The sequence below is a fragment of the Janthinobacterium sp. B9-8 genome, assembly GCF_000969645.2.
Taxonomy (GTDB): Bacteria; Pseudomonadota; Gammaproteobacteria; order Burkholderiales; family Chitinibacteraceae; genus Iodobacter.
In genome coordinates, this window is sequence record NZ_CP014222.1 from 4,527,645 (window position 1) to 4,550,037 (window position 22,393).

The window sequence follows — 22,393 nt, forward strand, 5'->3', positions numbered from 1 at the left end:
ATTAATCTGTGGTTTTTAAAATTTAAAAATATTGATTAATCAGATTTCAGTAATAAATGATAGATGGCAGATTTTATTATTATGAGGTTTTGCTTGTTTGCTTACTATTTTTACTGATCAGTACTGCTTCGTTATTGAGTGCCACTTTAATTTTATGCGTCTCAAATTTACTGAACTTTGCCATTGCTGGCATGCTTGCCTTATACATCTGGATAGTTTTGCTGACCATTTGATTTGCAGTCAGCTCTTGCTCAAACCGGGCTCTGGCATAGAGTGCCATTTTGTTTCTAAGTACATCATCCTGGCTTAGCATATTGATAGCATCTGCTAAGGCATTGGGATTGGACGGCGGAACAAGTAGCCCAGATTTATTATGCTCATTAACCCAGGAAACACCGGAGCCAGAAATATCGCAAGAAATAATGGGTTTAGAAAAGCTCATGGCTTCTACTTGCACAATGCCATACGCTTCTGATCGATAAATAGATGGCAGGCAAAATATATCGCAAGCGGCGTAATAAGATGCTAATTGTTGATCCGCAATGGTTCCAAGTAATTTTATTTTGTATTCTAGGCCAAGCTTTTTAATCAGCGGCTGGAAGCTCTCTATCCCTGGCCCTCCAATCAAGATCACAATATCATCGTTCGTATATTTGCAGGCTTCGATTAAATATCTAACCCCTTTATAGGCCGCAGATCTACCTATTGATAAAACTATTTTTTTATTTTTGTATTCTGATCTTATTTTGCTAACCAGCTCCGCAGAAACTTGTTTGCTTTTGTCTACTACCCCAATTGGAATAATGGATACTTTATCCATATTGGGAGCTAGCCATTTGGATGATTCAGCATAGCGCTGCGATGTGGCGATAATGCCATCTGCACGGTTGATTAGCCATTTCAACCATGGCGCATAAAGCTTGAGCATATGTTTTTGTTTAACGATATCACTATGCCAGTGCAGGTAAACTTTGCATTTTGGTTGAATAAGCCAAATTGCTAAATTAGCCATGGGATTGGGTAGATGAATATGAATTGCATCGTATTGATGGATGCAATTGTTCAGCTCCTTGATGAGCTTAAGTGAAATCGATGTTGAGTTGATAACGGCTAAGGTGCCAGCTCTGATTACTTGATAGCTGGAGTTGACTAAATCAATTTTTGTCTCTTTGCCCTTGTTACTACAGAGTACATCTGCATTTACACCTTGATTATTCAGGCCTTCAACCAAGTCGAAAGTGACTGTTTCTATTCCACCATATTCAGGCGGGTAGAATTTTCCAAGATGTATTATTTTCATAAATATAGCTCTTATAAGTGATATTTTATTAAGTTTGCTATTTTTAATGATCGATCGCGCTGCAGCAAAAGGCATTGAGGGAGCTTTGTAACTAAGCTGAGTCGATGGTTTGAAGGTCTTGCCCCTTACTTTTTTGATGGCCGATATGCTTCGGCTGTTTTTTATACTAGTAATTGAATTTAATAATTACAAGAAAATTTCTTTGTGCGTGTTTTTGCTTGCTGCTGCTTTGCTAGCTCTGTGCCTTTGGGCAAGGCTTTCTGTAGCAGGGTGATTGTGGTGTTTGCTTGCTTGTTTGCTATGTATTGGCAGCGCGGTGGCATTGCCGGACTATTCGATGGTTATTTTGCCTTGCACAATATGCTGCAGGCGCTCTGGCTCGCGCACGATGAGCGTTTTTCGGTCTTTTTCTGCTATGCCTGTATTGAGTAGCTGGCCGATTGCTCTGGAGACGGTTTCGCGGCTGCAATTGGTCATGCCTGCCAGCGATTGCTGTGGGGGAAGCTCAATAATTTTTAAATTGCCGGGAAGGGTACGGATCAGCGTTGTCAGTACGGTGCAGATACGTTGGTAAGGGTTCTGAATACTGAGCATGGCGCGGTTTTGCGAAGACAGGCGGACTAAATACGCGAGTTTTTTCATGACCCGCTCTGCCAGTACGGGGTGAGAGTAGATAAGCTGTAGCGCGGTGTGGCGGCTCATGACCATCAGCTCGGCGTCGCCAATCGAAACCACACTGGTAGAGCGGGAGCCACCGTCAATCACGGCCAGCTCACCAAAGTATTCCCCTTCATTAATAATATAAATGCAAAGCTCCCGGCCATCTTCTGTCACATCAATCACTTGCAGACGACCTTTAATCAAGAAGAATAGCTCATCGCCTAAAGAGCCTTTGGTAATCACTTGCTGGTTGCGCACTGCTGTCCTAAGGTGAGAGTCGCGCGCAATCGATTTGAGGATGGTTTCTGGAATACCAGAAAAAAATTCTAAAGAGTAGATAGGGTGGCGTGTCATAAGCATTTCCCGATCATAATTGGGCCAAGGAGGGAAGAAAATGCTGAAGCGAGTCGATCAATATCTTTTTATGTTTGCTGTTCTTTTGTCAGCATCGTCTAGTGTTTTAGCACAAGATTTCGCAAATATCGGGACAGTTATTGCAATAATCGGACAGCCGACTCTTTTACGGGATGGCCGGCAGCAGTCATTAGTCAAAGGTGATGTATTGCGCGAAGGGGATGAGCTGCACACTGCCGGGCAAACGAGTGTGTATTTGCGCACGTTTGATCAGGGCTTTATTGCGGTTCGCCCCAATAGTGTTTTGCTGATTGAAAAGTACCGGGTAGGCAAGCAGGGCTCGGCAAGCCAGTTTAAGTTGCAGCTTAAATCCGGGTTGATGCGCTCTGTAACTGGGCAGGATGTGCAAAAAGAAAAAGATAAATATCGTTTGAATACACCCGTGGCTGCCATTGGCTTACGCGGCACTGATTTTGTAGTGTTTACCGATGATCATGCAACACAAGTCGCCGTGCAAAAAGGCGGGGTGGTTATCGAGCCGTTTTCTAAAGCGTGCAGTGTGGAGCTGGGCGGGCCATGCCAGGGGATTAATTCCAGAGAGTTATTTGCTTCCGCAGCGCATATGCTTGAGGTGATCCGCGGGCAGGCGGTGCCGGTCAAAAAAGAATCGTCGCCGGTTTTGCAGAAAGAATTGCAAAAAGAAGTGCCCAAAGATATTGCTAAAGATAAAGGCAAAGAGCCGTTAAAAGACGAGCCTAAGGTTGCCGCATTGGGATCAGAACAAACGCAGATTAATACCAGTGACTTGAGCAACGCCCGTGTGGTTGTTAATAGCAATAGTGTGATTGATGGTTCTTTGGCGGCTAAGCCAGTGATCAGACCGGTGGAAACCAGCCCTGTCCCCGTGCCTGTGCCACCTTCAGTGCCTGTGGTGCTTTTGCCACCAGTTAGTCCTACACCATCGCCGCCCGTTGTGACTGAGCCGCCTAAGCCTGTGGTTGTACTTACCCCTTCTATTCATTGGGGGCGCTGGCAAGAGCTGGCTAATTTACCTGCAACAGCAAAGTTTACTGATATCTATAAGGATGGGCAGGAAGCCGTGAATGCGGGGATTTATTATGTGATGTCGCGGGATAATAGTAGTGTTCGCTATGGGCCGGAATTAGGCGCGGTTAATTTTCAGATGGTTAAACACGATGGCATTTTAGTGAATACGCTGAGTAATGCGGTAACAGCAACGATTGCTAAGGAATCATCTTTACAAATCAATTTTGCAGCGCAAAGTTTTAATACCCATCTACTATTAAATGCCGCAGGTAGGGATATTCCTATTAATGTAAAAGGCACTATCGAGTCGAATGGTTTTTTTATGAATGGAGCAGTAAGTGAAACCCAATTGCGTGGTGTGGTTTCTGGTAAAGATGCTGCTGAAGCGGGCTATACCTATTATTTATCACCGGCTAGTAATGAAATCATGAGCGGAGGCACGTATTGGCTGAGGCAGCGCTAAAATATTTGATTAAATCGTTATTTCTGGCTTTTTTTTGCTGGGAATTCAATCAAAATACGGTATTTCGGCTGGATTGAAGTAATAAGACTGAATACCCTAAATTCCCCATCTTATTAATTTAAGTGAAATGTTTTTCGTAGCTTGGATTAGCAGTCTGCGAGCGAGGTTTACCAAGCTTAGATATATCGCGTAACCCAACATTCTTTTACGCCAAGATGTTGGGTTACGCGGTTTTACCCGCCTAAAATCGGCGAACAAACCCGCTAATCCAAGCTGCAGGAGCATCATTTCGGTGGGTTTTGCTTAAGTTGATAGGATTGTTGCCTATTCCCTAGGATTTTTTCCTTGATAAAACTTTTTTTCCAATGACATGATCAGTTTTCAATCGATCCGGCAAAAAATCCATTTTATTTGGTTAGGGCGAATTTTATTTTTTTTGCTCAGCACACTACTTGTTATTTGGGTGGCCATGCCACGTGGCCATGCCTACCCCTTTCCCCTCGATCTTTTAGATCGCCTGCACGACCAATTAATGAAGCAAAGATTAACGGCTCAGCCAGAGCAGAGAATTGTGCTGGTAGATATTGATGAGGTATCGCTCGCTCAATATGGGCGCTGGCCTTGGTCCAGGCAGCAAATAGCCCAATTGCTTCAGCAATTAAATCAGCATTACCAAGTAGCGCATATTGGCCTGGATATCATTTTCCCTGAAAGTGGTGATTTATTAGGTGATCAGCAGATTGCGCAATTGGCTGCATCAAAGCAGCTGACTTTGGCGCAGACCTTTGGCTTTGATCGCAGCCAAAGTATGCGTGTTGGCCAGCTCAGCGCAGCCATGCCTTTAGTGGCTACACCTTCGACACCTGCTTATGGTTTCTTGGCCAATCATAAGATGCTGGCCTTAGCAGCGCCTTGTGTGGGGCATATTGCGATCACGGCCGATCCTGATGGCGTGGTGCGGCATCAGAGCATGCTGGTGCGCTATCAGGGCCAGCTTTACCCGGCATTTGCCCCGGTTTTATTGCGCTGCTGGCTGGGGCAACAGGCACCGCTTCAAGCGAGTAATGGCAAGGTTGAATGGCTGCAAGGCTTATCAGGGCAGCAAATGGTCGATCAGCACGGCATGGCGGCAATTCCTTTTTTGCGTAAAACTGAAGCTTATATTGCGATACCTGCCAGCGATATTTTATCTGGCAAAGCGCCGCTCTCACTGCTGCATAACCGGCTGGTGATCGTCGGGTCGAGCGCCTTGGGGCTGGGGGATTATGTCGCCACTATTTTGGGTGGCCGCACGCCGGGTATGTTGCTGCATGCACAGTGGCTATCTCAAGCGCTGGATCAGCTGGAGCAAAATAAGCCGGTGGTGGCGATTGGTTTTTCCAGCATGATGGCTGTTTGGGCGGCTTTATTGCTTGGGGTGATTTTACTGCATAGGCGCAGTAATACTTTGCGTCTGGCCTGGGGGTTTTTGCTGCTGATGGCTTGGCTGCTATGGCTAAGCTATACGCCTCAGGAGGTGGGGGCCAATGCGCTGGCTCCTCTGCTGGGCGGAGTGGTGTTATTGATTTTAGAAGGCGGCCTAGAGTGGTGGTATGCCCAGCTGGGACGGCGGCAGCTTTATCTGGCGTTTCATCATTATGTGCCCCCTGCAATTATTGATCAGCTTATTGGCAATAATAGTCAGGCGATTATGTTGCCTCATCGGGCAGAAATCACTTGTCTCTTTGCCGATCTGCAAGGCTATACAGGTATTGCCGAAAGGCTACCGCCTGAAGAGCTGGCGCATTACACTCGCCATGCATTGATGCTCCTTACCCAGGCGGTATTAGATCAGCAAGGTACTTTGGATAAATATATGGGGGACGCCTTATTTGCATTTTGGGGCGCGCCTGTAGCGCAAAGTGATCATGCCAATCGTGCCATTAATGCGGCGATTGCCATGCAGCAGGCGGTGGATAAGCATAACCAGACAGCCGCCATAGATAAGCAAATTAAAGTGCATATCGGTATTCAAACCGGCTTGGTGGTGGTCGGTGATATGGGCACGCCGTTTCGCAGCACTTATACCGCCATTGGTGATGCGGTGAATGTAAGTGCCCGCTTGCAAAACTTAGCCAGTTTGCATAATGAAAAGATTCTGGTGGGGGAAAGCACAGAGCGCCAATTGGCCTACTCGCCGTTGCAGCTATACGGTACCGTATCGCTGAAAGGGCGCAGAGGGGTTGAGCAAGTTTATCGCTTACCTTAGCTGTTTCTTTTTAGCAGCATACAGCTTGCTATATATACTTAATATTATTTCCGTTAATTTCTTACATTAACCCTGTTGTTATAAGTTAAATCAAGCAAGTAAATTCCTAGATTTGTGATCCTGAGCATATACAATCAATAAATGCGACTCTTCCCCTTCGTTTTTATTGCGTTCCTGCAAGTGGCTTACCAGCCTGCGGTTTATGCCCAGACCGGGGATGAGTTGTACCAGCAGGCTATCGACGATATGGCTCAGCAGCAGTGGCAGGAAGCTAGCTGGCTATTAGAAGAAGTACTGGAGCTCAATCCCAATCATCAAGGTGCTAAAGTCGATTTAATGCTGGCTTATTGCCAGTTAGAAGACTTCACAAGGGCTGGCGCTTTGCAGCAGCAATTGCGAGCCTTACCCGTTCTGCCGCAAGCCATTAGTGATCTGATCCGGCAACAAACCGATCAAGGCTGTCGCGAAAAAACGCAGTGGCAGGCTCAGCTGCAAAGTTGGGTGGCGAGCGATAGTAATCTGGATCAGGGCAGCTCTAAGCGCTGGCTGGAAGTCACTCTACCCGATGGGATTTTTAATCTGGAAGTCGACCAAAGTAGCTTGCCACGATCTGGTTGGTTGGCAGGGCTAGAAGTACAAGGCATGGCGACCCCACCCGGAGGGCAACAATGGGCGATTCATGCGGGGGCGGTGCAAAGTTGGCCGAAAAGTAGCCAGAGCATGCGTTGGTTTGGGGGCTTCTGGCAGCCACGGGTGCTCAGCGACTGGGGCGTGGGTGTGCAGCAGTTCTGGCTGCAGAGCGAGCCTTATCAGAGCAGTGTTTTGCTGGAATACCGTGGCCTGCCATCGCTTGGCCGGCTTGAATCTTTGCTGCGTTTGCGTGCACAGTTTGTAGATATCGCCCCACGCTATCAAAGCCTGCATAGTGAATGGCGAGGTCAGCATATCAGCCGGTGGCAGGGGCTGTGGCTGGATAATCGCGCCTTGCTCGGCTTTGAGTTTTCTCCTCTGCGCCCCGGTGGCAATCAATATAGTGGCGAGTTGAGCAGCCGGCTGATTTATCCCTTAGGGCCGCATAGTTTAGAGATGCAGCTGCGCGCCAGAATCGCCCAAGATCAGGAGGGCTATAGCCCCCTGCTGGAGTACAACCAAGCGCGGCAAAGCGTGCAAAGCCAAGCTTCTTTTGCCTATCAGTGGCAGAGTCTGTGGCTGGGTAAATGGCGATTGGAATATCAATATCAGGAACAAAACGACAGATTGCCGCTATTTTCATGGCAAAAGAAAATGATCTCGCTGTCTTATAAACAAGATTTTTAAGGGCGGGTGATGTGGTTTATCCCGCCCCTAAAGTGGCTAAGTCCTTAGTCTATTAAACTGCAGCCAGCGCCTGCTCCAAGTCATCCAGAATATCGTCGATATGCTCAATACCAATCGATAACCTCACCATATCTTCACTCACCCCTGCTTTGGCCAATTCATCAGGCGTGAGCTGGCGGTGAGTCGTGCTGGCAGGGTGGCAAGCCAGTGATTTGGCGTCGCCAATATTCACTAATCTGGTAATCAGCTTCAGCGCATCCTGGAAGCGCGCTCCTGCAGCGGCCCCACCTTTTACGCCAAAAGTCAGCAGCCCCGATGCCTTGCCGTCAAAGTATTTTTGCACCAGAGCATGTGATGGGTGATCGGGCAGGCCTGCGTAATTAACCCACTGCACCTTGCTATGGCCTTGCAGGTATTGCGCCACTTTAAGGGCGTTTTCTACATGTCTATCCATGCGCAGCGCCAGTGTTTCCAAGCCTTGCAGAATCAAAAAGCTATTAAAGGGAGAAATCGCCGCACCCATATTGCGCAGTGGCACGGTACGGGCGCGGCCGATAAAGGCGGCTGGGCCAAATGCTTCGGTGTAAATCACCCCGTGATAGCTGACTTCTGGCTCATTCAGGCGATTGAAGCGTTGCTTATGATCCGCCCAAGGGAATTTGCCGCTGTCTACAATCATGCCGCCGATGCTATTGCCGTGGCCGCCGATATATTTGGTGAGGGAGTGCACCACAATATCTGCACCATGCTCAAAAGGGCGGGTGAGATAAGGCGTGGGCACGGTGTTGTCCACAATCAGCGGCACACCTCCCGCATGGGCAACGGCGGCAAAAGCGGCGAAATCGACCACATTGCCGAGTGGATTACCAATCGATTCGCAAAAAATAGCCTTGGTGCGATCATTAATCAGCGCGGCAGCCGCTTGCGGATCATTGGCATCAACAAATTGGACGCTAATGCCATATTGCGGCAGGGTATGGGCGAGTAGATTGTAAGTGCCGCCATAGAGCGCCGTGGTGGCGATAATATTGTCGCCTGCCTCGGCAATGGTCATGATGGCATAAGTAATAGCGGCCAAGCCTGAGGCCAGTGCCAGCGCGCCAACGCCACCTTCTAGCGCCGCGATACGTTGCTCTAATACATCGGAAGTTGGGTTCATAATCCGTGTATAGATATTGCCTTTAACCTTTAAATCAAATAGATCCGCACCATGCTGTGTATCGTCAAAAGCATAACTGGTGGTTTGGTAAATAGGCACCGCCATTGATTTGGTGGTGGGATCAATTTCATAACCAGCGTGTAGAGCAAGCGTATCAAACTTCATGCAAAGTCTCCGAGGGGATGGAAAGTCCGTTGGAAACTTTAGCAGTTTTATTTAGATCACAAAGCTATTTTTAGATTTTTCTTTAGACTAAATAAAGCTATATACCTTGATATTGAGCTTTAAATATTAAGTAACTTGTCAATTTATATGGGGGCTTTGTAATTTACTTTAAAGCTCACCTAATACCCATGAGCTGGCAAAGGCAAAGTATTCACGCAGCCATGCGTTGTAGCGTATCGGCAGTGGAGTGGGGGCAGAGGCAAGATCTACCAGCGGGAAACCTTGTTTTTTGGCTATTTTAGACGCACGTAGAGCATGAAAATCATTGGTTACAATCAGCACAGGCTCTGCTGCTTTTGCTTTGAGCAGGCGATAGCTAAACAGCAGGTTTTCTTCCGTGCTGGTGCTTTGGTCTTCCTGCAATATGCGCTGCGGAGCAATGCCGTGAGCCAGTAGATAGCGCTGCATGGCGTCGGCCTCGCTGATTTCTTCGCTAAATCCTTGACCACCTGAAACCACAATCTGAGCCTTGGGGTATTGCGCTGCATAAATCAGGGCGGTATCAAGACGGGCACGCAGCATGGGGCTAGGTTGCGTACCATCCAGGCCCGAGCCGAGCACAATCAGGCTTGAGGGCTGGTGTTTGATACGGTCTGGCACGGCGAGCTGATAGAAAAAAGCCAGCAAAGAGATCAGCCATAGCGCCATCGCCCACTTAAACCAAGGCCACAATCGCTGCCGATAGCGCTTAGTTGCCAGCCAGCGCTGCCAACTGGCGTGTTTTAAGCTGAAACTTAATAAACCCAAGCCCAAGATGGCCGGGAAAATAGTGCCTACATTAAATTTAGCCACGCTAAATAGCGCCAGTGCATCGATGAGTAAGATGCTGCCTATGAATATCTGTAAACGTGCCAGCCATTTATTTTGCATTTAGGGGCTTACTCAAGCGATAAAGACAGTGTTCTTGCAAAAGATGGCCCTCTGCCACTTTGGGGTGCATAAAGGTCTGGGCATCGCGCTGCATGCCCAGTTTTTGCATCACGGCCTGTGAGCGCAGATTAGGCAGGGCGGTAAATGACACAATCTCATTCAATTGCAGCGTATTAAAGCCAAAATCTAAGGCTGCCTTTGCTGCTTCGCTGGCGTAACCCTTGCCCCAATGATCAAAAGCCAGCCGCCAGCCTATTTCTATGCAGGGCGAAAACGGCAGCTCGGGGATTGGCGTATGCAGGCCGGTAAAACCAATAAACTGCTGTGTTTCTTTCAGCTCCATCGCCCAAAACCCCCAGCCACGGTCGCTAATCAGCTGTGTAAGCCGCTCTTGCATCGCAAAGCTGGCTACTGCATCCATAGGCCCAAGCAGATATTCCATCACGCGTGGATCGCTGCTCATTAGGGCGAAAGCTTCGGTATCCGACGCCCGCCATTGGCGTAATCGCAAGCGCTCGGTGGATAGTTCGATGATTTTTGGCATGGTAGTCAATTTAAATTGGTTTTGGATTTTATTAGGGTGTGCAAGTCGTTTTTCTTGCGCACCGTTATTTATCCATAAAAAAGCCGGCCCTCATCAGGCCGGCTTTTGCGTGGGCAGTGAAACGATTAGCCAACAAATTGACGCGCATTGCGGAACATACGCATCCATGCGCCGTCGTCGCTCCAATCGCTTGGGTGCCATGAGTTTTGCACGGTGCGGAATACGCGTTCCGGGTGCGGCATCATAATGCTGAAGCGGCCATCGGCGGTGGTTACACCGGCAATTCCCTGAGGGCTGCCGTTTGGATTGGCCGGATAAGCTTCGGTGGTTTTACCGTGGCTATCAACATAACGCATGGCGACCAAGGCTTTGTTGATGTCGCCTTGCTGGCTGAAGTTGGCAAAGCCTTCGCCGTGAGAAATAACCACGGGCATACGGCTGCCGGCCATTTCGCTGAAGAAGAGCGATGGGGATTTAGTCAGCTCAGCCATCACCAAGCGTGCTTCAAACTGCTCGCTTTGATTACGGGTAAATTTAGGCCAGTGCGCCGCGCCGGGGATAATGCCGGAGAGATTCGCCATCATCTGGCAACCGTTACACACACCTAAACCAAAGGTATCTGTGCGGCCAAAGAAGGCTTCAAATTGCGCGCGGGCGCTCGCATTAAACAGAATCGATTTCGCCCAGCCTTCACCCGCACCCAGTACATCGCCGTAGCTAAAGCCACCGCAAGCGGCCAGGCCTTGGAAGCCTGCCAGTTGCACGCGGCCAGAAATCACATCGCTCATGTGTACGTCAACGGCGGTAAAGCCTGCACGGGTAAACGCTGCGGCCATTTCTACATGGCCATTTACGCCTTGCTCACGCAATACGGCGATCTTTGGGCGAATGCCGGTCGCGATATAGGGTGCGGCGATGTCTTCGTTCTGATCAAAGCTCAGCTTGGCGAATAAGCCTTTCTCGTGCTTATCGCTAAGGCGTGCATATTCGGCATCGGCGCCGGCTGGATTGTCGCGTAGACGCTGAATGCGCCAGCTGGTTTCCGACCATGCTTTATGCAGATCAATCCGTGACTCTTCCAATACCAAGCGATTACGTGCCTTGATCTTGAGCTTGTCGTCGTGGTTGGTGCTACCAATCACATGCAGCTCGGAGCGGATATCTACGTTAGCAAAGGCGGCAATCACGGCCGCAGTATCAGTGCGCTTCACTTGCAATACTGCGCCCAGCTCTTCGTTAAACAGCACACCCATCACGCGGGCATTGGCTTCGCGAACCACGTCTTCGGCGGTGAATTCATTTTGCTGGCGCTGACGGCGGCGACGCTCGATACACAGCTCGTCTATCTCCAATGTCACGCCGACATGGCTGGCAAACATCATTTCAGTAATCGTGGCAAACAGGCCACCATCGGAGCGGTCGTGGTAGGCGAGTAATTTGCCTTCTGCATTGAGTTGCTGCACGGTACTAAAGAATGATTTCAGGTGCGGCACATTCACGATGTCTGGTGCGGTATTACCAATCTGCTTATAAACTTGCGCCAGAGCAGAGCCACCCAAGCGGCATTTGCCATCGCCCAAATCGATCAGAATCAGATCAGAATCAACGGCGGCTTGTAGCTCAGGGGTGAGCGTCTTGCGTACATCGGTGACCGGTGCAAAGGCAGAAATCACTAAGGACAATGGCGCAACCACTTGCTTAGCCTCGCCTGCCTCATCCCAAACCGTTTTCATCGAAAGCGAATCCTTACCGACCGGAATCGATACACCTAGCTCGCGGCAAAGCTCTAAACCGACGGCTTGTACGGTGTCATACAGATTAGTGTCTTCACCTGCGTGGCCAGCTGGGGCCATCCAGTTAGCAGACAGTTTTACATCAGATAGCTGACGAATTGGCGCAGCTGCAATATTGGTCAGCGCTTCACCCACGGCCATGCGGCCAGAAGCCGGGCCAGAAATCAGCGCTAGCGGCGTGCGCTCGCCCATCGCCATTGCTTCGCCTAGATAGCTATCGTAAGCCATAGCGGTAACGGCCACGTCAGCCACCGGAACTTGCCAAGGGCCAACCATCTGGTCGCGAGCGGTAAAGCCGCCCACGGTGCGATCGCCAATATTAATCAGGAAAGATTTATCGGCAACCGATGGTAAACGCAATACGCGGTAAGCGGCTTCTTTCAGCTCTAGGTCAGAAGCGTCAAAAGCAGTCAGCTCTGGTGTAATACGGCTCACGTCGCGTGTCATTTTTGGGGGCTTGCCGAGTAAGACATTCATCGGCATATCGACAGGCTTATTGTCGAAATGATCGTCAGCCAGCACCAGTTGTTTTTCGTCAGTGACACGGCCAACCACGGCAAAGGGGCAGCGCTCGCGTTCGCAAATCGCTTCAAATGCCAGCAAATCTTTAGGATCGATCGCTAATACATAACGCTCCTGGCTTTCGTTCGACCAGATTTCCTTAGGCGCCATGCCTTTTTCTTCGATATTTACTTTGCGCAGATTAAACACCGCGCCTTGGCCTGCATCGTTCACCAGCTCAGGGAAGGCATTGGAAATACCGCCCGCTCCCACATCGTGAATCGACAAGACTGGATTATTTGCACCCAGCTGCCAGCAGCGATCGATCACTTCTTGCGCACGGCGTTGGATTTCCGGGTTACCGCGTTGTACTGAATCGAAATCCAGATTGGCTGCATTGTCGCCAGTTGCCATCGAGCTGGCCGCGCTGCCGCCCATACCAATCAACATGCCGGGGCCGCCGATCTGGATGAGGAGCGAGCCATCAGGCAAGCCATTTTTCTTAACGTGCAGGGCGCTGATATTGCCTAAACCACCGGCAATCATAATTGGCTTATGGTAGCCACGACGCTCGCCGTTCAGGTCTTCTTCAAAGGTGCGGAAATAACCGCAGATATTAGGGCGGCCAAATTCATTATTAAATGCGGCTGCGCCAATCGGACCTTCGATCATGATATCCAGCGCGCTGGCAATGCGATCTGGCTTGCCGTAAGGCTGGGCTTCCCAAGGCTGCTCGGCACCCGGGATATTCAAATTAGATACGGTAAAGCCCGCCAAGCCAGCCTTAGGCTTAGAGCCACGGCCGGTTGCGCCTTCATCGCGAATCTCACCCCCCGAGCCGGTTGCAGCACCGGCAAATGGGGAAATAGCGGTTGGGTGGTTATGCGTTTCCACCTTCATCAAAATATGCGTTTGTTCGGTGCTGAATGCGTATTCGGCACTGCCTGCCTGTGGGTAGAAGCGGCCGATTTCTGCGCCTTCGATCACCGAGGAATTATCCGAATAAGCCACTACCGTGCCCGCTGGCGCCGCTTTATGCGTTTCGCGGATCATGCCAAACAGGCTGTAATCTTGCTTCTGGCCGTCGATAATAAAATCGGCGTTAAAAATCTTGTGGCGGCAGTGCTCAGAATTGGCCTGCGCAAACATGGTGAGCTCAACGTCAGTAGGGTTACGGCCCAGCTTGTTGAAGTTTTCTACCAAATAATCAATTTCATCATCGCTGAGTGCTAGGCCAAATTCGCTATTGGCTTTGACTAGCGCGGCTTTACCACCACTCAGAATATCAACAGTCAGAAAAGGCTTAGGCTCGAAGTGGCGGAATAAGTCACGGCCGGCCTCCAAGCTGCTAAATACTTCTTCAGTCATTCTGTCGTGGATTAAAGGCAACAGAATGCTTTGTTCTGCTGCTGACAAGGGGCTGCCGCCTTCCTTGCTGGCGTAAATCACGATGCCGCGCTCAATACGGGCAATCTTGCCAAGGCCACAATGTTGGGCAATATCGGTGGCTTTAGAAGACCAAGGAGAAATCGTCCCTAAGCGCGGCAAGACCATAATCAGGCTACCGACGGCTAAGTCAGGCTGAGCGGGCTCGCCATAGTGCAGAATCTTGCTGAGGATGGTGTTTTCGCCCTGCGTCAGCTCGGCGCTAACTTCGGCGAAGTGCCAATACTCAGCATAAATCTGCGCGCGTGTACCCTTAGCAGCGAGAGCGGCGGTCAGTTTTTCGACCCGGAAAGATGAAAGCGCGGTACCGCCGCGCAATTGGAGAACGTCAGCCATGTCTTTGATCTTTGATTGGAAAGCCTCGGGAAGTCGCAATGATACCCAAAAACGACTTATTTCGCCTTGAATATCGGCAAACTTTGCGAACGCATAAAGAATGTTTAGCAGGGCTAACTGACTTCTGAAAGGTATTTTCTTGGTTTTGCTTACTGTTAATTTTTATTAATATTTTTATATTCTGAATTAATTGATAAGTTATTTTGCTTGCAACTGAGGACCTAAAGAAGGGGGCTGCGCAAAAAAAGCCCAGCATATCTGCTGGGCTTTTGATTGGTTTTTTATGGTGCTGCGTTGCTTAGAATTTGTAGCTACCGCTCATATAGAAAGAACGCATCATTGGGTCTGTATAGCGTGGGTCATAGCCATTTTGATGGCCGTTACCTGTACGCAAACTCATTGGTGGTTCTGTATTTAAGATGTTTTTAACACCCGCGCGGATTTCAAATGCTTTGTTAATGTTGTAAGTACCTTGCCAATCCATAGTGGTATAGGAAGGAACATCTAGTGTGATCAACTCATTTTTGCCTGTGGCTAGATTACGTACGGATGCTTCTGTATCGCCATAGCCTGAACGGAAATTGATCGCCACTGAGTTATTAAATGCGCCCGTTCTTAAGGCGGTGGTTAATTTAATGATATTACGGAAAGATACCGCATTGTTTTCACCCGTATGGCCTAGACTATCCGTCCAATCATTATCTGTACCTGGGCGAGTGTAAGATGAGTCGATTAAGTAAGTTCCTGAGAGTGTGCCGCTAAGTGTACCAAAGTCAAATTTGTAATTACCGTTGAAATCCCAGTCAACCCCTTGTGTGTGTGATTGTCCAATATTCATAGACATATTCTTAAATGCCCAGTACATATCGCCAGTACCTGCTTCAGGATTTGGCGTAAATAAATTAGCGTATTTGGCAGGATTGCTAAAAGCCAATTCTTGACTTACGGCCGAAACTTGGTTGGTGATTGTTACATCCCATAAGTCTGCACCAAATGAGAAGTTGGAAATTGGCTCAAAGCGGAAACCAATTGTGTATTGTTCTGATTCTTCAGGTTTCAGAGCTTGATTGCCGCCTTTAAGCATATCGTATGCAGCCATGGTAGCTGGTTTGCAATATGTGGTGCCCGGGAAGGGGCATTCGTTAGTTTGTGTTACTCCAAAAGCAACGAGCGGCTGAGCAATGTCTAGCATATCGGGTGCTTTAAAGCCGGTACCAATCGAGCCACGAATTAAGAAAGATTTAGTTGGTTGGTAGCGAGCAGATAATTTGTATGTGCTCGCGGCCATGTCTTCGCCCATGGTTGTACCAGTAATGCCGTTATCAATTTTATTTATACTGTCGTAACGCAATGCGGCGCTAATTTCTAGATCTTTAATCACGGGCATGAGTAATTCCGCAAATACACCATAGGTGGCGCGATGCATGTCGTAGGCTGGAATATCGTTAAAGGCGTAAAGTTTACCGTTTGCCAATGGCGTTTGTTCATAACGGTAATCACGATAATCAGCTCCTAAACCTAAGCTGACTGCTCCACTTGGAAGTGTGAATAGCTCACTAGAGACTTTTGCATCCACGCCTTGTAGTGTGGTGGATGCTGTACGAACCGAGCCATTGAAAAGTGAATTCTTGATCAGTTGCTTTGTCGCGTCTGATTGGGTGCCAATTGGAGCGAATGGGTCAAATGAGCCATTTTTTAGCATGTCGCGGAATTCAGTGTCCTTCACATAGCCGCCGACATAGCGCTCTTCTAACTCATTCCTAGACCAAGTTAATGCGGTGTTCCAGCTCCAGCCATTTAAATCGCCCTCGGCACCGGCTACAAAGTGATTGGAATCAGTCAGAGTTTGACTATCACGCGTGCCCCAGTCGTACATACGATAGGTGGCGGAGATTTTTTTTACATCTGCAGCTTGTGACGTACTTAAAAAAGGTGCAATTGAGTTTTTGTAGTAGGCAGAGTTTTTATCAATGGTGACAGATACTGCATTGGGGGCAATGCGGGCAGTTAAGTCATAACGCGATAAGGCGATATCACCAAAGAACTGTAGGTTGTCGTTAACTTTCAGTTTGCCATTGACAAACAGAGTGTCACGTTTTGATTCTGGGTAGATTTCAATTGTATTAACAAAATCAAAGCCACAGGAGTCTTTAGTGCTTAAGCTTGGGAAATTCAACTCGCCACAATTACCTGTTTTAAGCAGACCCGGATTAAATGTCTTATTTGGATTCGTTTTTGCATCATTAAATTGAACTGTGGCATTGGCTGGTATTGATGATGGGCTGGTTTTATCAAAGATATAGTTTTTGCCGTTATGGCTTACTGGCAAATATGATGTTTTAGCAAAGTCACGATCTTTCGCTTTTAATGGTGCTTGTTCATCATGGCGATAGGTAATCAAAGCATTGAAGTTATTTTCGTCCAAATTGCCAAAGCCATAGGTGAATGAAGTATCCCAAGAAGAGCCCCCGCCTGATTGCTGCGGAGCATTGTAGGTGCCTTCTATTTGACCGCCTTGCAGATTTTTTTTAGTAATAAAGTTAATAACGCCGGCAATAGCATCAGAACCGTAAATCGCCGATGCACCATCAGTAAGCACTTCGATGCGTTCAAGTGCGCTCATTGGAATGGCGTTTAAATTTACGGTGCTGCCTGAGCCTTGTGGCGCAATTCGGCGGCCATTCAGTAATACTAAGGTGTATAGCTGGCCAATATCGTGCAGTGATGCATAGACGCTACCTCCGGAGTTTGTACCTGCCGCTGTAGCAGCAACCTGAAAGCCTTGCATGGCAGGGATATTTTGCAGTAATTCGGCAACGTTGGTAGCGCCTGAACGAGCAATTTCTTCTTTAGTAATTTGCTGAACGGGTAAAGCGCCTTCTTTAACGATGCGTTTAATACTTGAACCCGTTACTTCTACGCGTTGAACTTTATTGGGTGTTGGGGCATCTTCAGCAAAAGCTGTAGAAACACAGCTGATACTGGCGATAGCTAATGCTAAGGCTTTGATTGGGAATTTCATCTCTCGGCTTCCTTGGATCTGGCTTGTTTTATTTGAATAAGTGCCGCTGTAAGCAAGCGTGTAGTCTGATCGTAACAATTACCTTGTAAATATTCCCGTTTAAAACAGTAAGTCATGTCATTTGTTGCGCGTTTATGACAGGTGCGGCAATGAATCACCTTTCACTTGGGGCTGAAGTTGAATCCGCTTTTGCATTTGTGAGGGGCTTGATGCAATGGGTCCTTCTTAAACTCCGCAATACAAGCAAAGCCCTTGGCTAGTTTCCTTGATTGATTGCTCCTACACTCGAGCTGCGCCTTTGAGCGTGGTGTTTTCACATAAAAACGAGACAGGGAGACAAGATGACGCAGCCAGCGGGTGCACATATACAGTTGAAGTGGGAATGCCTGACTAATCATTACGAAGGCGATCACTTTTTAGCCGAGCTGACGATTACTAATCTGTCTGATGTGGCTTTAAGCGGGCAAGATTGGGCGATTTACTTCAATACCTGCCGCAAGATTAAGCCAGAGACGGTGCAAGGCGGCGTGGTGATGGAGCATGTAAACGGCGACGTTTCGCGCTTTATTCCCGCTGCAGATTTTGCGGGCCTGCCTGCTGGCGCTTCGATGGTGGTTCGCTATCAGGGGATCTTCTGGGTGATTAACGAAACCGACGCGCCACTGGGCTTTTATATTGTTTATGGCAATGCGGTGGCGGATGCGATTGGCGATCCAGAGATCGTGCCCTTTAGTCGTCCAGAGCAATGTAATCGTAATTTAGTAGATGCCGTGCCTTTGATGACAGCCGCATTACGCTTTGCAGAGAACCAGGCACTCACGCTATTGCCTGGTGATGCTGTTGGCAAGATTACGCCAACGCCGCTCGAGGCGCGTTGGGATGCAGGTCAGTACCTTATTACTCATACGACTTTGATTGTGTATGGCGAGGCGCTTGCTCAAGAAGCAGCCTTCTTGCGTGCTGCTCTGCGCGATGTATCGGGCGTGGAATTACAAAGAGCCAGCCGTGGCGCTGGGATTACTTTGCAAGTGGCTAAGGTGGATGTACCCCAGAGTGGCGCGCCGCTAGAGGCTTATAGCTTAGAAATTAGCGCAGCAGGGATTGTGATTACCGGCGCAAGTGCGGCAGGTGTGATGAATGGGATTCAATCGCTGCGTCAGCTTTTACCAGTAGGCAGCTATCTTAATCCGCTGGCTAGCTTGGCTGTGCCTTTCGGCTATGTGATCGATGCACCCCGTTTTGCTTATCGTGGCATGCAGCTGGATGTGGGGCGTAATTTCTCTAGCAAGGAAACCGTGCTGCGTCTTTTAGACTGCATGGCTCTATATAAACTGAATAAATTTCACTTTCATTTAACCGATGATGAAGGCTGGCGTTTAGAGATTCCATCTTTGCCCGAGCTAACCGAAATCGGCTCCTTGCGTGGCTTTAGTCCTAATGAAGAAAGTAGCCTGCTGCCAAGCTTTGGCTCTGGTGCTGTGGTGCAAGGCTCGGCGGGAACTGGCTTTTATAGCCGTGCCGATTTTATTGAAATCCTGCAATTTGCTACCGCCCGCCATATCGAAGTGATCCCAGAAATCGACGTGCCAGGCCATGCCCGCGCCGCAATCAAGGCGATGGAATTGCGCTATGAGCGCTTTAAAGCGGCTGGCGATTTGGCGGGGGCAGAAGAATATCTGCTTAGCGATTTCAACGATCAATCCAAGTATGAGTCGGTGCAGCTGTGGCACGACAATGTGATGTGCATCGGCCAGGAATCTTGCTATCGCTTTATTGAAACGGTGCTGGTGGATATGAAGGCGATGTTTGCCGAGGCAGGCGCTCCGCTCACCACCATGCATACCGGCGGTGATGAAGTGCCGCATGGTGCTTGGGAAGGCTCGCCTGTTTGCCAGGCGTTTATGCAGGCGCAGGGTATGGCTTCTATTCAAGCGCTGCAAAATTACTTTTTGGCCCGTTATCGCACGCTACTACAAAAGCACAATTTGGTATTCGGTGGCTGGGAAGAGATTGCCCTATCCAAGCAAGACGGCAAGCATGGCCCGAATCCGGAGTTTGTCGATGCCAAATTCCAGCCTTATGTTTGGAATAATGTCTGGGGCTGGGGGCAGGAAGATTTTGCTTATCAGCTAGCCAATGCGGGCTATCAAGTGGTGCTATCGAATGTGACTAATCTGTATTTCGATTTGTCCTACGCCAAAGATCCGCAAGAGCCGGGTTATTACTGGGGTGGCTTTATTGAAACGCGTGGCGCTTATGAATTCTGCCCGCTGGATATTTACACTACCGCCACGGTTGATCTGTTTGGCAATTCGCTTAATGCGGATAGCCTTGCCAAAATGCAGCGTCTCACGGCAGAGGGTACTAAAAATATCTTGGGGATGCAGGGCCAGCTTTGGGGCGAAAATACACGCAGCCAGGAGCGGGTTGAATATTTGGCGATGCCGCGAGTGATTGCCTTGGCAGAGCGCGCTTGGGCCGTTGATCCGGGCTGGACCAATATGAGCGACGTGGCTGCACGGGCTGCAAAAATGGATGCAGATTGGAACCAGTTTGCTAACCGCTTAGGCCAACGCGACATGCCACGCTTGGATGGTTTTCTAGGTGGCTACGGCTACCGCATTCCACTGCCGGGTGTGAAGCGAGAGAGCGGCAAGGTTGCGCTGAATATATCCGCGCCGGGCTTGGCTTTGCGCTACACCTTGGATGGTAGTGATCCTACTGCTGAGTCAGCTCTTTATACCGAGCCTTTTGCCGCCGAGGAAACGGTAAAAGCCGCCAGTTTTAGTCGTACAGGGCGTAAGAGCAGGACGGTAGTGGCTTAAAGCGTTTCGTAGGGTGTGCAAAAGCTGCGCATCGTCTTGCCGAGGTGCGTAACGACTTCGTCGTTTCACACCCTACGATTTATGCGTCTATTTTGCCAACGCCGCTTTCAGCATCTCTTCAATCTGCTGAACAATTGCCGCTTCCTTATCTGCATCGTATTGCTTAATCGCTGGCGTATGAATATGGCCGACGGGGATTTTTACCCCTAGCTGATCGCGTAGGCGCAGGCTGCGGTAGGAGATTTCGTTGGATAAATAACCACCGCCAGAGCCTTCTACCGATACTTCATTCGCTAATGCGGCCAGATTCTTTGGGCAATACTCTTTTTGCCGCAGGCTGCTGATGGTGCAGTTATCGTGCACGATAAACGGTGCTTGTACGGTGAGCATATTTTTAATTGGCAAGCTGAATTCTACAAATTCTGCACCCGGTAATGTCTTGCCTTTTAGCAGGGGCAGGACGGGATTAGTCAGTGTGCCGCCTGTTTTAATATTTAAATTATCCGGAAAATCAGCCGAGCGGCGTTTGCCCGGGTAGCGTTCTAAATCAAAATCTTTGCGCCCCATGCTGACGGTAACAATTAAATCGACAGGGTTTTTAAGATAGGGTGTGAGCAGGTCTTCTACAAAGCCTGCATCAAAATCGGCAAAGCGTACGGGCGCAATGGCGGTTTCGATTTGTGCTCTCTGGCCGTTTACTTCAATAAATTTGCCATCCAGTAGCAGGGCCGCCAGTCCGGATGGATTGCTTTGGTTGATATTTCTATCTAGCAGAAAAGGATCAAAACCCGTGAGCAGGATGCGCCGTACCCCTTGGGTGTAGCGGATATCTTGAATGCCACGGCTGTTTTGCTCAAATAGCACCAGCCAGTTATTGCGTTGGGCAGCATCGGCATCAAAGCCTAATTTGCCATCGCGAATTTGTTGAGTGATGGCGAGGCGAGCCCAGTAGAGCGGCCTGTCGTCTGTGGTTTGCCGTGCTTGTTGGCGGGCATCGTTCCATAGCACTTTTCCGGCTTCGATGAGCAAGGTATCGACTTCTGCACTATTTTTTGCCGCGGTTAAGCTGATGCTCAGCTTGCTGATTTGAGTCTCAAAAGGGGCAAGTAAATGCGGCATGGCGGCTTTGGCAGCATCTAATCGTTTTTCCTCCACACTGGCTGCAAGGCTTGAGGTGCTAACAATCAGGCTAAGACAGAGGCAGGCCGCTTTTAATATCATTCGATTTTATCCGGTGTGGGGGGCTTATATTAAGTGCGTAAGCATAAGCTGATCGCAATGCGGGCAGGCATAAAAAAACGCCTGAGCTCACATACTGTTGTATGTAAGCGCCAGACGTTTTTTATGTATCAGCAAGTTGGGTTACGCTATGTTGTCTACCATAAACCGGCGGATAACATGGCTAAGCGCGAGTTGCGATAATTAATGCGTTCGGGAATGTGGCAATTAAGCTGCTAAGCGTGCAGCAACTACATCCCAGTCAACCAGCTTCCAGAAACCTGTCAGGTAGTTAGGGCGGCTGTTGCGGTAGTCGATGTAGTAAGCATGCTCCCACACATCACAGGTCAACAGCGCAGTGTCAGCGGTAGTGAGCGGTGTTGCAGCAGCAGAAGTGTTTACGATATCGAGCGAGCCGTCTGCTTTTTTAACTAACCAAGTCCAGCCAGAGCCAAAGTTGCCAGCAGCAGAAGCATTGAAAGCTTCCTGAAACTTAGCAAACGAGCCCCACTTAGCGTCAATGGCTGCAGCCAGTGCGCCAGCAGGCGCGCGGTCAGCTGCCTCTGCATTTGGCTTAAAGCCTAGCCAGAAGAAAGTGTGGTTCCAAACTTGCGCTGCATTATTAAACAAGCCGCCTGCAGGGGCTTTTTTAACAATTTCTTCAAGCGACAGTGATTCATTGTCTGTGCCCTTGATTAAATTGTTTAAGTTGGTGATGTAAGTCTGATGGTGTTTGCCGTAGTGATACGACAGCGTTTCTGCTGACATAAATGGCGCAAGTGCGTCTTGTGCGTAAGGCAATTCAGGTAGCTTGTGTTCCATCGTGATCTCCGATCGGGTGTGTTTTTGGGCGCGAAACAGCTTGAATAAACATGGGGACTAAGTGGTCTTATTTCAAGCGTTGGGCGGAGTGAGTGCCGGTATTTTGCCAGCTTTCTGGCAAATTAAGTCGTTAATTTGTGCCAAATGATGGCTAAGCCATTTATGCTTACGATAAGTTTGCAATAACCGTGCATCGTGTACCGTATAGTTAGCAATACTCGGTTTTGGGGCTAGCGCTTGCCT

General features: G+C 48.9%; 13 protein-coding genes. 4 read left to right on the plus strand and 9 right to left on the minus strand.

Annotated elements, in window-relative coordinates; all coding sequences use genetic code 11:
- Window positions 1-79: 79 nt before the first annotated feature.
- Together VN23_RS20340 and VN23_RS20345 are read right to left on the minus strand one after the other, a co-directional pair.
- Window positions 80-1,375 carry a glycosyltransferase gene (locus VN23_RS20340; RefSeq protein WP_062654947.1) on the minus strand — a complete coding sequence of 432 codons (1,296 nt, stop codon included), beginning with the start codon at window positions 1,373-1,375 and terminating at the stop codon, window positions 80-82.
- 255 nt (window positions 1,376-1,630) lie between these two features.
- Entirely contained in the window at window positions 1,631-2,320 is a 690-nt protein-coding gene (locus tag VN23_RS20345; protein ID WP_082752866.1) for a Crp/Fnr family transcriptional regulator, read from the minus strand.
- 34 nt (window positions 2,321-2,354) lie between these two features.
- Here VN23_RS20345 and VN23_RS20350 point away from each other — a divergent pair, with 34 nt between their 5' ends.
- From VN23_RS20350 to VN23_RS20360, 3 genes are all read left to right on the plus strand, one after another.
- Complete coding sequence (locus tag VN23_RS20350) at window positions 2,355-3,824, plus strand: FecR family protein (protein WP_046350443.1); 1,470 nt, start codon at window positions 2,355-2,357, stop codon at window positions 3,822-3,824.
- Between the two features lie 469 nt (window positions 3,825-4,293).
- A complete protein-coding gene (locus tag VN23_RS20355) occupies window positions 4,294-6,072 on the plus strand; it encodes a CHASE2 domain-containing protein (protein WP_197432974.1) in 1,779 nt (592 codons plus the stop codon).
- A 141-nt stretch (window positions 6,073-6,213) separates the two neighbouring features.
- Window positions 6,214-7,389, plus strand: a complete 1,176-nt coding sequence (locus tag VN23_RS20360; RefSeq protein ID WP_046350441.1) for a hypothetical protein — start codon at window positions 6,214-6,216, stop codon at window positions 7,387-7,389.
- Window positions 7,390-7,441: 52 nt separating this feature from the next.
- Here VN23_RS20360 and VN23_RS20365 read toward each other — a convergent pair whose 3' ends face one another.
- From VN23_RS20365 to VN23_RS20385, 5 genes are all read right to left on the minus strand, one after another.
- Entirely contained in the window at window positions 7,442-8,713 is a 1,272-nt protein-coding gene (locus VN23_RS20365; protein WP_046350440.1) for an O-acetylhomoserine aminocarboxypropyltransferase/cysteine synthase family protein, read from the minus strand.
- A gap of 168 nt (window positions 8,714-8,881) precedes the next feature.
- On the minus strand, window positions 8,882-9,643 hold the full coding sequence (locus VN23_RS20370; protein ID WP_046350439.1) for a YdcF family protein: 762 nt from the start codon (window positions 9,641-9,643) through the stop codon (window positions 8,882-8,884).
- Window positions 9,633-10,187, minus strand: coding sequence for a GNAT family N-acetyltransferase (locus tag VN23_RS20375; RefSeq protein WP_046350438.1), 555 nt, complete (start codon window positions 10,185-10,187; stop codon window positions 9,633-9,635). The genes VN23_RS20370 and VN23_RS20375 overlap by 11 nt, the downstream gene beginning before the upstream one ends.
- 125 nt (window positions 10,188-10,312) lie before the next feature.
- Window positions 10,313-14,263 carry a phosphoribosylformylglycinamidine synthase gene (gene purL, locus VN23_RS20380; RefSeq protein ID WP_046350437.1) on the minus strand — a complete coding sequence of 1,317 codons (3,951 nt, stop codon included), beginning with the start codon at window positions 14,261-14,263 and terminating at the stop codon, window positions 10,313-10,315.
- A 298-nt stretch (window positions 14,264-14,561) separates the two neighbouring features.
- Window positions 14,562-17,285, minus strand: coding sequence for a TonB-dependent receptor plug domain-containing protein (locus VN23_RS20385; protein ID WP_046350436.1), 2,724 nt, complete (start codon window positions 17,283-17,285; stop codon window positions 14,562-14,564).
- A gap of 341 nt (window positions 17,286-17,626) precedes the next feature.
- Here VN23_RS20385 and VN23_RS20390 point away from each other — a divergent pair, with 341 nt between their 5' ends.
- On the plus strand, window positions 17,627-20,110 hold the full coding sequence (locus tag VN23_RS20390; RefSeq protein ID WP_046350435.1) for a family 20 glycosylhydrolase: 2,484 nt from the start codon (window positions 17,627-17,629) through the stop codon (window positions 20,108-20,110).
- Between the two features lie 87 nt (window positions 20,111-20,197).
- Here the strand turns inward: VN23_RS20390 and VN23_RS20395 are convergent, their stop codons facing one another.
- Both VN23_RS20395 and VN23_RS20400 read right to left on the minus strand, forming a co-directional pair.
- Window positions 20,198-21,331, minus strand: a complete 1,134-nt coding sequence (locus VN23_RS20395) for a hypothetical protein (protein ID WP_046350434.1) — start codon at window positions 21,329-21,331, stop codon at window positions 20,198-20,200.
- A gap of 225 nt (window positions 21,332-21,556) precedes the next feature.
- On the minus strand, window positions 21,557-22,150 hold the full coding sequence (locus VN23_RS20400; protein WP_046350433.1) for a superoxide dismutase: 594 nt from the start codon (window positions 22,148-22,150) through the stop codon (window positions 21,557-21,559).
- Window positions 22,151-22,393: the final 243 nt, after the last annotated feature.